Genomic DNA, 12,387 nt, shown 5'->3' with positions numbered 1-12,387 from the left:
CCCCCTTTATATGCTCTTGAGCGCATTGTCAAAGTCAGCTATTATATCGTCTATTCCCTCTATTCCAACGGAAACCCTTATCAGATCCGGCGTAACACCACATTTTATCTGGTCCTGCTCGCTTAGCTGTCTGTGAGTAGTGCTCGCCGGATGAAGAACTGAAGTCCTTGCGTCTCCAAGATGCACCACAATCGCTGCAAGCTTGAGATTTCTCATAAAAGTCTTGCTCTCCTCAATTCCTCCCTTTATTCCGAATGTAAGTATTCCGCTGCATCCCTTAGGCAGGTATTTTTTTGACGCTTCATTGCTTGAATGCGACTGCAGTCCGGGATAGCTTGCCCAGCTTACACATTCATGAGACTCCAGAAACTGTGCTAGCCTGAGCGCGTTGTCGCTGTGTCTTTCCATTCTAAGATGGAGGGTTTCAAGCCCCTTGTGCATCAGAAATGCGTTGAAAGGACTGAGGCAGGTTCCAAGGTCCCTGAGAAGCTGCACTCTGAGCTTTACTATATATGCGCTTTCACCGAATGTCTCTACATAGCTTATTCCGTGGTATGTTGGATCTGGATCTACAAAGTCTGAAAATCCATTCTCCTTCCAGTCGAAATTGCCCGCGTCGATCACCACTCCTCCAAGTGAAGTCGCATGTCCGTCCGTATATTTTGTAGCCGAGTGTATTATTATGTTGGCCCCGTGCTCTATGGGCCTGCAAAGGTAAGGAGTTGCAAGTGTGTTGTCAACAGCAAACGGCACCCCTATCTCCTTTGCAAGCTTTGAGAATTTTTCAAAATCAAGTATGTTGAGACCCGGATTTCCTATTATCTCCCCGAATACTACCTTTGTGTTTGGCTTTGCAAGCTTCACAAGCTCCTCCAGTTCAAGCGACGGATCTGCAAACGTAACCTCTATTCCCATTTTTTTGAAAGTCGATGCGAAAAGGGTGTGGGTTCCCCCGTATATGGTGGATGCTGAAAGTATATGGTCTCCCTGCTTGCATATGTTCAGCATCGCAAGTGTTGTAGCCGACTGTCCCGACGAAGTTGCAACAGCTCCCACTCCACCTTCAAGCTGAGCCATTTTCTTTTCAAACGCGTCAACTGTAGGGTTGCTTATCCTTGAATACATATGACCCTCTGCAGCAAGATCGAAAAGGTCAGCCACAAAATCCGGGTCGCTGTACTTGTATGTAGTGCTTTGAACTATGGGAAGAACCCTCGCCTGTCCATCCTCAGGTTCATATCCTCCCTGTAGGCATATAGTTTCTAGACTCCAATTTTTTTCCATTTTTATTTTCCCCCTATTTTTTATTTTTGTTTTAGTATTTTTGATAATAAAAAAAGACCATTCTACCAAAAGATAGAAATGGTCTTTATACACTCTTTATTTATACTAAAATAAATGTACTTGTGTACAAAAATACCACAATCTCATCTTTCAGTAGTAATACTACTGCAGGAATTAGCACATTTCCAGCATGGTGCTGGCTGTTGCCGGGCTTCACAGGGCCTGTCCCTCCGCCGCTCTTGATAAGAGTTGGTCTTAATATTTATTTTTATATTTGTATCATAGTATAATGACTTTGTTTTTTAATGTCAACAAGTTTTTTTGCTTTGCTTAAGAATTTTTCTCGAAAAACGTTTTCATTATATATTGATTGAATATGCCTTTTCAAAACGTATCCCCTTGATTATGCTTTTAACCTATTCCCTATTCAATTGGATTTTCTCCCAAGGATTTGTTTCTTTACAAAAAACACTTGTATCCAGTATTAAATCGTTATATCATATAATTCAACAAAAAGTATCCATGATACAAAAATTAGACGAGGTGGATTGAGATGAGTATATATTACAAAAGCACAAGGGGTGGACAATCAGATATGAGCTGTTCACAGGCCATAGTAAAGGGTCTGGCAGACGATGGAGGGCTTTTCGTTCCAAGCGATATCCCTAAAATAGACCTTCCATTTGAAAAGCTCGCAAAGATGAAATATACCGAGCTTGCATTTTATATAATACAGAAGTTTTTTCCTGAAATAGACAATCTCAAGGAGTGCATAGAGTCCGCATACGACGAAAAATTCGACTCAAAAGACAAGGTTGAACTTGTAGAAAGGTGCGGTGTCAGCTTTTTAGAGCTGTATCACGGCCCTACTGCGGCATTTAAGGACATGGCGCTTTCGCTCCTTCCTTATCTTCTTACTAGCTCTGCCAAGAAATCTTCAATAGACAAGGACATAGTAATACTTGCAGCCACTTCAGGTGATACTGGAAAAGCCGCACTTGCGGGATTTGCAGGAGTTGAAGGAACCAAAATAGTGGTCTTCTTCCCAAATGACGGTGTCAGCGCAATACAAAAAATGCAGATGGTTACTCAATCCGAATCAAACACTTGTGTAATCGGAATAGACGGAAACTTCGACGACGCCCAGACAGGCGTAAAGAACATATTCGCAGACAACGAGCTTAAGGAAAAGCTTTCTGAAAACGGATTCATGCTCTCATCTGCAAACTCGATAAACATAGGAAGACTTGTTCCTCAGATAGTATACTACGTATATTCATATGTGAAACTCCTTTCCCAAGGAAAGGTAAAAGACGGCGAAAAGGTCAATTTCGTAGTACCAACAGGAAACTTCGGAAACATACTTGCAGGATACTACGCCATGAACATGGGGATACCTGTAAACAAGCTGATATGTGCGTCAAATGAAAACAACGTTCTTTTCGACTTCATAAGCACTGGAGTATACGATAGAAAAAGAGAGCTTGTAAAGACAAATTCCCCTTCAATGGACATACTGGTATCAAGCAATCTTGAAAGACTTCTTTACCACTTAAGCGGAGGAAACTCTGGCGAAGTTAAAAAATTTATGGATAAGCTTTCAAGCGAAGGCTCATACTCTGTAGGGCAGGACATAAAAAACAAGCTTTCTCTTTTCTACGGCGGATTTACCAGTGAAGACCAGACGCTTGAAACAATAAAATACGCATATGAAAACTGCAGCTACCTTATGGACACTCACACTGCTGTTGCATACAAGGTGTATGAGGATTACAAGAAAAGCACAGGCGATGACACATATACAGTGATAGCTTCCACTGCAAGCCCGTTCAAATTCACAAAGAGCGTTTCAACTGCTATCGGAATGGACGCCGACGAAGACGAATTCCAGCTTATGTACGAGCTTTCAAAAGAAAGCAGCGTAAAAGTCCCATACGGCCTTGACGGAATAGAGAAAAAGGAAATAGTTCACAAGACTACATGCGGCAAACAGTCCATGGAAAACGTGCTTTCTGACTTTCTCGGTGTGAAATAAAAGTTAATACATTATATTTTCCAATTCAATAATATGGTTTAATTCAACTAAAAAGCTCGTGCTGATTTTGAAATCAGCACGAGCTTTTTAGTGTATTCCATATCTTTTAATACTTATATAAATTCGGATTTTAATATTAAACCACGGAAAATGGCATGTGCATTGTATGAACCAGCCCGGCTTTCTGGAGCTATTTCTTTTTTATAGCTATATAAACATACCTTGCAAGATTCCCGTATAGTATGGCTATTCCAAATGCCAGCATAGCCAGGGCTTCAACAGAAAGTGAATCCTTCAAGACAATCCCTCCTTATGGTTGTTGCCTATTTTTCTAAAGTCTGCTTGCCGCCTTTGCTTCTGCTTATAAGAATGGCTGCTATTATCATTCCAAGTGCTACGCTTACCCCAAATGCTGCAAGGGCGCTTACAGGATAGCCCGAATAAGGCTCCTTGAACTCATCTATAAAGTTCCTTATTATTATATATCCAAGTGCTATGGGAGTTATATATTTTATGCATATGACCCACCAAGTTCCAACCCTTATGTCCGAATACTCGTTTACCTCTTCTTTCATCTTGTGCGCATCGTATGCGTATCCAAGAAGCACAGCTTCAATAAATCCCAAAATGGCTATGCCGTAATTTGCCACAAAATGATCCACTATGTCGAGTATATAAAGGCCCGCTTGCGTAACGAATATCATGCTTCCCAAAAATCCGCAAATAGCTATTATTCCAATTAGCTTCTCCCTTTTTATGTCGTACCTGTCAAGTATTGCCGATGCAAATGATTCAAGCATTGAAACGCTTGAGGATATTCCCGCTATTACAAGCGCAAAGAAAAAGGTTACGCCGAATGCCACCTTGAAAATATCATGCATGGGAAGCTCATTTATTGCCATTGGAAATGCTACAAAAGCAAGTCCAGCACCATTTTGCATGACCTCTTCAAAAGGTATGTTCATTGAGAACGAATAGTATCCAAGCACTGAAAAAACACAAATACCTGCTATAAAGTCAAATCCCGCATTTGAAAAAACGGTTATGTGAGCGTTGTTTACTATATCCGATTTTTCCGGAAGATAGCTTGAATATGCTATCATCACCCCAACTGCAAGAGTTGTGGAGAAAAAAACCTGGCTGTATGCCGATATCCAAACCTTAGGATTCATTATCTTAGTGAAATCCGGCTCCAAAAACCAGTTGAGCCCGTACCTTGCTCCAGGAAGAGTAACGCCCCTTATTACCATAACCATCATAAGCACTGCAAGCACTGGCATTATTATCTTGCACGCCTTTTCAATACCTTTTGATATGCCCCGTCTTACAATAAAATAGTTTGTAAGCCATACAAATACAAGGGGTACTAGTATATTTATCCTTATCTTGCCCAGGTTCCACGGGGAATCCGAAAGCTTTAGAAACTCTCCTATGAAAAAGTCACCTGGATTTTGGGTCCATCCCATATTGAATGACAGGAACAGATAGTTGAGACTCCATGATATTATGTTGCAGTAAAAACACATTACAACAACCGGGATCATAACCTGCCACCATCCTATGAATTCAAACCTCTTTCCAAGTTTTTTAAATGCAGAAGGTGCTGCAGACCTCATCTTGCTTCCAAATCCCAGCTCCATTATCATAAGCGGTATTCCAGCCGTCATAAGAGCAAAGAAATATGGTATCAAAAAAGCCCCTCCGCCATTTGAATAGGCCTGAAATGGAAATCTCCAAAGGTTTCCCAGCCCTATAGCCGCTCCAACAGTTCCCATTATGAAGCCAACCCTGGAATTCCACTGATCTCTTTTTTCCAAAATACTGCCTCCTTTTCGTCTATATTAAAATTCTCTCCAGAAAAAACAAGGCATACATACCCATGTAGTATTTTCCTCTTTAACGCATTAAACCATGCCTTCTGTCTACTCCATTTTAATAAGATATGTATGCCCGTGTCAACAAAACTATTTACATCCACTATTTCATAAATCCAAATCATATATATTATACCCCTAATTTGCATTTATTTGCCCAAACAGGGTATAATTAGAATACTATTTTAGTCTACGGAGGTGGTACTATGCAATTTGGATTTATTTTTTCTCTACTATTTGCAATATTTGTAGCCGTATTTGCCGTTATGAATTCAGACGTTGTAACAATACAGTTCTTGTGGAAAGAATACCAGCTTTCACAGTCTGTTGTGATACTGATTTCCGCTACATTTGGAGCACTTGTGACATTCTTCATAAGCCTTTTTAGCAAGATGAAATACGGCATGAAATCAAGGGAAAACAAGAATAAGATTTCAGGTCTTGAAAAGAATATAAAAGGTCTGGAAGAGGCAAATAAAAATTATGAGATAGAGATAGAAAGGCTAAAGCTTAAACTTGAACACGCAAAAACTCAGCAAATGGCACCCGTAAACATTTCAAAAGATGAAAACACAAAAAAGGAAGACCTGTAGGTCTTCCTTTTTTGTGTTTTCGTTTTGGATTCCATACTTTTATTTCATAAAACTCAGCCCGCCTGCATACTGAATCGGTGGTTTTCTTTCTCATTTTCCAATATATTCATTTCCATTCGACAGATGAATTTTTCCCAATTATATACCACCATGTCTTTCCACTTTTGAGCTTTATTTCACTTCCAGATCCATCATAAAGCCTTGTCTGCGCCCTGAATACATCTTTTGACCAAGTTGCATTAATAACTTTGCCGTCCCTGAATACATACGCACTGCCCGTACCGTCAAGCTTTACATTCACATGGCCTTCCTTGTCATTGAGGTTCACTATGCTAGTAAGCTGAACAACTACATTTCGAACGCCTATATGGCTTGAAGTCGCCATGTCCATGTCCTTTTTGCCCTCCTGGTACCTTTGATAGACGCCATCCGCATATTTGAAGCTTGAATTTGTATACTTGCTTGGAACCACTTTTATCTCATATGCATTTTCAAGCCTCTCATATTCTGTTGGCTCGTCGTCAAATCCTATAGCGAAATCTTCATCGTGGCTGTATCCAAGATTCTGGAGAGCTTTTTCCATTTTGCCGCTGCTCGTATACAGGTTGTGAGGCGCCCTTCTGTTTTTGGACCTGTAAAAGTAAGAGCTTCTCCACATTTCGTTTATGTTCATGAGGGAATACTTTTTCACCTCTGAAAGCGCCTGCATGCTTCCGCCGCAGTGCGCAAAAGGAAGGTCAAATGAAGCCGCAAGCTCCTGTATATACGGCCTTGTGCTTCTTACAGGCCCTATGCTGTCTGCTTTTTGAGACTGGAAAAGAGCTATATACCTTGTAATCCCTCCTTCTGCAAGGGTTTCAAACACTATGTCCGCCTTTGAAATTCCAGACTGAGGTCTTGCGGACCTTAGGTTTTCAACTATGACCATATATGCCGGACTTTCAGCTGCTTCAGCGCTTACAGGCACACCTGTGTATCTGCTCTTTACAGTTTCTATATACTGTACTGCCGCTTCCTGTCCCCCATTTTCTCCTATATCTTCACTGTCTGCACCATCGGGCTTTGCTTCAGAAGAAATATTTTCATTTACCTGACCATTGGCATTTTCGACTCCATTACTACTGTCATTCACCTCTTTTGGAGTTTCATTGCACCCCGAAAGTCCGAATATAAAAAGTGCACACATAATACATATAACTATATTTTTTTTCATTCGCCACCAGGCCCTTTCAAGTATTTTTAGTGGTTTTAGCGATTTTTCAAAACTTCCCTTAAAACCCGGCTCACTACACTGTATGGATAACCTCTTCTCGAAAGATATCCCCCAAGCTTTCTATATGCAGCATTTTTATCATCATTTCTGTATGTTGTGTTCATCTTCTTCACAGCCGCTTCAAGCGCCTGTTCATACTCCTGTTCTTCACTTGAAACCTCTTCTATTGCCAAGTTTGCAATTTCTGAGTCTATACCCTTTTGTCTGAGTTTATGCGACACAAGCTTCCTCCCTGAAGATTTTTTGTTCATCTTTTCATTGGCATACATTATGGCATATTTTTCATCATCCACATATCCCTTTTGACGAAGCTTTGAAATAGCGTCTTCTATAGCCTCTTCCCCATGCTCCTTTTCCCTCATCTTGTCTTCAAGTTCCTTTTCGGTTCTCATCTTGTAAGAGAGCAGATTTATCCCATACATGTATGCTTTTTTATACTTTTCACTTTCGCCTATTAACTCTATCTGCTCCTCGTCAAGCTCCATGCCCTTTCTGAGAGAATGCTGGACAAGAATATCCTCATGCACTCCAAATGCAAATTCTCCGTCAATATATATCGAATACCTTCCCTGGTTCTTTTTTTGAAATTCTATTTTTGTAATTTTCTTCATCTAATCTCCTATCCCTTTATGACCATCATAGGCTTTAGCCTTGCAACCTTCTTGGCTATTCCCGCCATGCTTACTACATTTACCACATCGTCAACATCTTTGTAGGCTCCCGGAGCCTCTTCCGCAAGACCCCTTAAAGAGCCGCTTTGCACGTGTATGCCCCTGTTTTCAAGTTCCATCAGAACGTCGCTGCCCTGCCTTCTCCTCTTCGCCTCGCTTCTGGACATCTGCCTTCCCGCTCCGTGGCATGAAGACCCAAAAGACATTTGCATGCTGACATTTGTTCCCGCAAGCACATATGATGCCGTTCCCATGCTTCCAGGTATTATCACAGGCTGGCCCACTTCCCTGTACTGACTTGTAATGTCTGGATGTCCCGGACCAAAAGCCCTTGTGGCGCCTTTCCTGTGTACTATGACTTTCCTTTTTTGCCCCTCTATCTCATGCTCTTCTATTTTGGCTATGTTGTGTGCAACGTCATATAGCATTGAAAGCCTACTATCCTTTCCCAGCACGCTTTCCCAAGCCTGTCTCACCTTGTGTGTTATCGCCTGCCTGTTTGCCCACGCGAAATTGGCAGCCGCAGCCATCGCATTAAAGTACTGCTGCCCTTCATTCGAATCAAAAGGCGCACATGCAAGCTCTCTGTCCGGAACCTCTATTCCGTATTTTTTCATACTCGACATCATTATCTTTATATAATCTGTAGCAACCTGATGTCCAAGCCCCCTCGAACCGGTGTGTATCAGCACAACAGCCTGGCCCTTGAAAAGACCGTATGCATTTGCAATCTCGCTGTCAAATATCTCATCCACTATGTCAATTTCAACGAAATGGTTTCCTGCACCCATTGTCCCAAGCTGGTCATGCCCTCTTTTTTTAGCCTTTTCAAACACTGCGTCGGGATCTGCGTTTTTAAGGCATCCCGAGGATTCTGTCCTTTCTATGTCCTCCTCGTAGCCGTATCCGTTTTCAACCATCCACTTAGAGCCGTGCTTTAGCACATTGTCGAGCTTTTTGCTTGAAAGCACTATATCCCCAGATTTACCCACTCCAGATGGAACGTTCGAATAAATTGCAGCTCCCAAAAGCTCAATATGCCTTCTTATCTTTGAAAATTCGCAGTCGGCCTTCAAAAGCCTTACCCCGCAGTTTATGTCATATCCTATGCCCCCAGGAGATATGACCCCGCTTGGCCAAAGAGTTGCAGCAACTCCGCCTATCGGGAATCCATATCCCTCATGCACATCAGGCATTACTATTGCCGCCTTTTGTATCCCGGGAAGAGTCGAGACGTTTATGAGCTGTTCTATGGACCTGTCCTTCAGCACGTCATCAAGCATGTTTTCAGTTGCAAATATCATGGCAGGGACATTCATGTCATCCCTGTATCCCTTGTCCACCTTCCAGAGAAAAGGAGATATCCTCTTCATGTCCTTTTTAAGTATCATATGTCGAACACTATTACGCTCTCGTAATAACCCTTTCTGTTTTGCCTTACATCCGCCTCATGATATGTCACGGCCTTTATGTCCTCGTCAAAACCATCCACTCTGTCTCCAAACAATCTGGCCTTGCAATGATTCTCATTCAATTCAAGCACCTCCAATTTGTCAAACACTGCATATTCGGTATGAGTCTCCAGGAGAACTTCAGACAAAAAGTCTATGAGAAGCGCCGTAACGTCAACCGAGTCAATATCAACAACAATACCGTGGTCTTTGCCTTTCAAAGGCGTTTCGTCCCCTTTTATTATACAGTTCATACCTTCAAGAGCCGCATGAAAAAGGTTCTCAAGACTATCAGCCTCCACCTTTAACCTTATGTCGCACTTGTGTGCTAAAAAGCTGTATGTTTTCATTTGAAAATTCCCTTCTCCACATTATTTACAACATAATTATATCACTACACCTGCTGATTTTTAAATTCATACCCCAAATACATGAATTGAAAAACGCCATATTCCAAAACACCAATTAAGCAAAATGGCGGACTTTGTTAGTCCGCTAAATTCAAGCCAGCATATTTCTAAAGGTGTATAGCCCTGTCCACTATCCCGTGGGCTGCCTCCATTACAATCTCCGACATGGTCGGGTGAGGGTGTATCGCCTTTGCAAGATCATGAGCCGTCCCCTCAAGCTGTATAGTGGCAAGCGCCTCCGATATCATGTCCGTTGCATGCACTCCTATTATATGCACCCCCAGAATCTTCCCGTATTTTTCATCTGCCACTATCTTTATAAATCCGCTGCTTTCACCTTCGGCAAGAGCCTTTCCATTTGCACTCATGGGGAATTTGCTGATTTTAACATCATGTCCTTTTTCCAGGGCTTTTTTTTCAGTAAGACCCACCGTAGCTATCTCCGGGAAAGCATATATGCAGCCCGGTATGTTGTCGTAGCTTATCTTCGAGTCTTTTCCCATTATGTTTTCAGCCGCAACTATACCTTCAGCTGAAGCCACGTGGGCAAGCAGAAATTTACCATTTACATCCCCTATTGCATATATATTTTCAATACTAGTCCTTAGGCTTTCGTCTGTCACTATGGCCCTTTTAGTCTTTTCCAACTCCAGGCTTTCAAGCCCCTTAAAATTTGGAACCCTGCCCGTGCTTACGAGTATCTTTTCAGCTCTTATCTGTCTTGCTTCTCCTGAAACTTCAATGTAAACGGTATCTCCATCTATCTTTTGGATATTCGCCCCGTATATTATTTCTATTCCCATGTTTAAAAGCTTCTTTTCCATGCTCTTTCTCACATCATAGTCTATGTTGCCAAGTATTTCATTCGACCGTTGAAGCACACTGACCCTACAGCCCAAAGTGCTGAAAAGACATGCAAACTCTATTCCTATTACCCCGGCGCCTATCACTACGAGCTCTTTAGGGACATTCTCCACTTCCAAAAGCCCGGTGCTGTCTACGACATGCCCATTTTCCATGGCTTCACTTATGCCTTCTATAGGCGGTATCATAGGAGATGAGCCCGTTGCTATTATTATGTTTTCAGCCTTTATGAGCTGACCGTTCACGCTTATTTCATTTTTTGAAGCTACCGTGGCCTCTCCCATTATGACATCCACACCGTTTTTTTCAAGAAGCGACTTTACCCCTCCTGTAAGCTGGCTTACAACCCTTTCCTTTCTATCCTGCATGTTGTCCCAGTTTATATGTACGCAGCCCTTGTCCTCTATGTCAACTCCGAAGATTTCACTGTTCATTATATACTGGTAGACCTTTGCGCTTTTCAAAAGCGTCTTTGTAGGTATGCATCCCCAGTTGAGGCATATGCCTCCAAGTTTTTCTTTTTCTATGAGCACAGTTTTGGCTCCAAGCTGCGCTGCCTTTATGGCAGCAACATAGCCGCCTGGCCCTCCTCCTATAACCGCTATATTGTATTTTTCCACAGAATTTACCTCCTAAGCTTTTCTATTGATACAAATTTTTCAACTACTACTTTAATACCCTTTTCTGCAATTTCATAATACGTTATTATAAAAATGCCATTAAGTATTCCGATAACCTTCACCCTTTGTTATTACTCCATATATTTAATATACTATATACTGCTTTTTTTGAATGGCTTGTAGCTGCATATATGATTGTCCGGTTTTTAACAATTTCAGTATCCATATACAATATTACCCTGACATAATAATATTTGACACCGCACTGCGTGCATAATTTACATTTTCAATATATATTCTCATTGAATTTCCTCTCTATTCTAACTACTTCAAGGTTTATTAAGATTTATTTAATAATTTACTCATTCTGATTTAATCTTTGTATGTTTAAATATTATTTGTAAGGCTATATATATAATATGTATTTTCCATGTACAATGTGGTATAATTTAATTGAAAGTTTGTGTTACCCTTGTCAATCCTGTAATCTCTCAATCTTAAAAAAAATATTTATAAAGGGGTATAAAAATGATTAAAAAAGTGGCTGTTTGTGTTACAAAGCAAAAGACATGTGAAAGACTTATTAAAAGGGGTTCAAAAATAGCAGGCAAAAACGGAGATCTCTATGTTCTTCATGTCACAGGAAAAGAGCTTGCCACAGTAAACTGCGATGTAATACAGCACTTGTTTGACGTTTCTAAAAAATATGGAGCTCAAATGAGCATAATTCATTCAAACAACGTGTTTGAAGCCGTAAACGACTTTATATATGACAATGACATAAATAGAATAGTTCTAGGTGAGTCCCTTGAGGCCTCATCTAAAACCGACATGACTTTTACCATAAGTGATAATATTCCTAAAGGAGTAAAGCCGGTGGTTGTTCCCGTTGAATACAACTACTGGGACCAGGACGTAGTTTAGTATAGCCTGCCGTTTGGCAGGTTTTTTACCTTCAGCAGATAAAAATAGATTAGACAATTGATTTTGGGGTATACCTTAAATGAAAATCTTACTTTCATGAGGAGGGCTATTGATGCTATCTACAGTTATAATGGGAATAAAAATAGGAAACAGGGATGACGACGCTTTAAATGTTCAAAAACTTCTTACCGAATATGGGTGTATAATCAAGACTAGAATAGGACTTCATGAAGCTGCCGACAGCTGCAAGTCTTGCAGTTCTAGAGGACTTATACTTCTTGAATTTGTAGAGAAAAGCGCAGACAAAGTAAGCGAGCTTGAAAAAAAGCTTTCTGAAATAGACAGCGTAGTAGTCAAAAAAATGGAATTCGGATCAATATCATAAAAA

12 protein-coding genes and 1 riboswitch are annotated in these 12,387 nt (G+C 40.9%); of the genes, 4 read left to right on the top strand and 8 right to left on the bottom strand.

What is annotated here, in order from left to right; genetic code table 11:
* Positions 1-6: 6 nt before the first annotated feature.
* Complete coding sequence (locus BUQ87_RS05685; RefSeq protein WP_038263597.1) at positions 7-1,284, bottom strand: O-acetylhomoserine aminocarboxypropyltransferase/cysteine synthase family protein; 1,278 nt, start codon at positions 1,282-1,284, stop codon at positions 7-9.
* Between the two features lie 140 nt (positions 1,285-1,424).
* Positions 1,425-1,533: riboswitch (SAM riboswitch) on the bottom strand.
* Between the two features lie 304 nt (positions 1,534-1,837).
* On the opposite strand from BUQ87_RS05685, the gene thrC reads away from it, so the two are divergent.
* Positions 1,838-3,319 carry a threonine synthase gene (gene thrC, locus BUQ87_RS05680; protein ID WP_330391257.1) on the top strand — a complete coding sequence of 494 codons (1,482 nt, stop codon included), beginning with the start codon at positions 1,838-1,840 and terminating at the stop codon, positions 3,317-3,319.
* A 323-nt stretch (positions 3,320-3,642) separates the two neighbouring features.
* Here thrC and BUQ87_RS05675 read toward each other — a convergent pair whose 3' ends face one another.
* Together BUQ87_RS05675 and BUQ87_RS05670 are read right to left on the bottom strand one after the other, a co-directional pair.
* Positions 3,643-5,136, bottom strand: coding sequence for a sodium-dependent transporter (locus BUQ87_RS05675; protein WP_038263594.1), 1,494 nt, complete (start codon positions 5,134-5,136; stop codon positions 3,643-3,645).
* Positions 5,094-5,318 carry a hypothetical protein gene (locus BUQ87_RS05670; RefSeq protein WP_038263591.1) on the bottom strand — a complete coding sequence of 75 codons (225 nt, stop codon included), beginning with the start codon at positions 5,316-5,318 and terminating at the stop codon, positions 5,094-5,096. The genes BUQ87_RS05675 and BUQ87_RS05670 overlap by 43 nt, the downstream gene beginning before the upstream one ends.
* A gap of 81 nt (positions 5,319-5,399) precedes the next feature.
* Here BUQ87_RS05670 and BUQ87_RS05665 point away from each other — a divergent pair, with 81 nt between their 5' ends.
* Positions 5,400-5,786 carry a LapA family protein gene (locus tag BUQ87_RS05665; RefSeq protein ID WP_052636019.1) on the top strand — a complete coding sequence of 129 codons (387 nt, stop codon included), beginning with the start codon at positions 5,400-5,402 and terminating at the stop codon, positions 5,784-5,786.
* 106 nt (positions 5,787-5,892) lie between these two features.
* Here the strand turns inward: BUQ87_RS05665 and BUQ87_RS05660 are convergent, their stop codons facing one another.
* The 5 genes from BUQ87_RS05660 to lpdA all read right to left on the bottom strand — a co-directional run bounded on the left by BUQ87_RS05660 (position 5,893) and on the right by lpdA (position 11,075).
* Entirely contained in the window at positions 5,893-6,972 is a 1,080-nt protein-coding gene (locus tag BUQ87_RS05660; RefSeq protein WP_159434269.1) for a DUF3048 domain-containing protein, read from the bottom strand.
* Between the two features lie 62 nt (positions 6,973-7,034).
* Positions 7,035-7,670 carry a RecX family transcriptional regulator gene (locus BUQ87_RS05655; protein WP_052636017.1) on the bottom strand — a complete coding sequence of 212 codons (636 nt, stop codon included), beginning with the start codon at positions 7,668-7,670 and terminating at the stop codon, positions 7,035-7,037.
* Positions 7,671-7,678: 8 nt separating this feature from the next.
* On the bottom strand, positions 7,679-9,121 hold the full coding sequence (locus BUQ87_RS05650) for an RtcB family protein (protein WP_052636016.1): 1,443 nt from the start codon (positions 9,119-9,121) through the stop codon (positions 7,679-7,681).
* Positions 9,118-9,531, bottom strand: coding sequence for an archease (locus tag BUQ87_RS05645; protein WP_038263589.1), 414 nt, complete (start codon positions 9,529-9,531; stop codon positions 9,118-9,120). The genes BUQ87_RS05650 and BUQ87_RS05645 overlap by 4 nt, the downstream gene beginning before the upstream one ends.
* A 167-nt stretch (positions 9,532-9,698) precedes the next feature.
* Positions 9,699-11,075, bottom strand: a complete 1,377-nt coding sequence (lpdA, locus tag BUQ87_RS05640) for a dihydrolipoyl dehydrogenase (RefSeq protein WP_038263585.1) — start codon at positions 11,073-11,075, stop codon at positions 9,699-9,701.
* A 528-nt stretch (positions 11,076-11,603) separates the two neighbouring features.
* Here lpdA and BUQ87_RS05635 point away from each other — a divergent pair.
* The gene (locus BUQ87_RS05635) at positions 11,604-11,999 is read left to right on the top strand and encodes an adenine nucleotide alpha hydrolase family protein (RefSeq protein ID WP_052636015.1); all 396 of its coding nucleotides are present in this window, start codon (positions 11,604-11,606) and stop codon (positions 11,997-11,999) included.
* Positions 12,000-12,111: 112 nt separating this feature from the next.
* Entirely contained in the window at positions 12,112-12,384 is a 273-nt protein-coding gene (locus BUQ87_RS05630; protein ID WP_038263584.1) for a CPF_0552 family protein, read from the top strand.
* Positions 12,385-12,387 lie beyond the last annotated feature (3 nt).

It is taken from the genome of Peptoclostridium litorale DSM 5388 (assembly GCF_900141635.1).
Lineage (GTDB): Bacteria > Bacillota > Clostridia > Peptostreptococcales > Peptostreptococcaceae > Peptoclostridium > Peptoclostridium litorale.
Note: the sequence above shows the minus strand (reverse complement) of the source record. Positions and strands in the feature narration are given on the sequence as shown.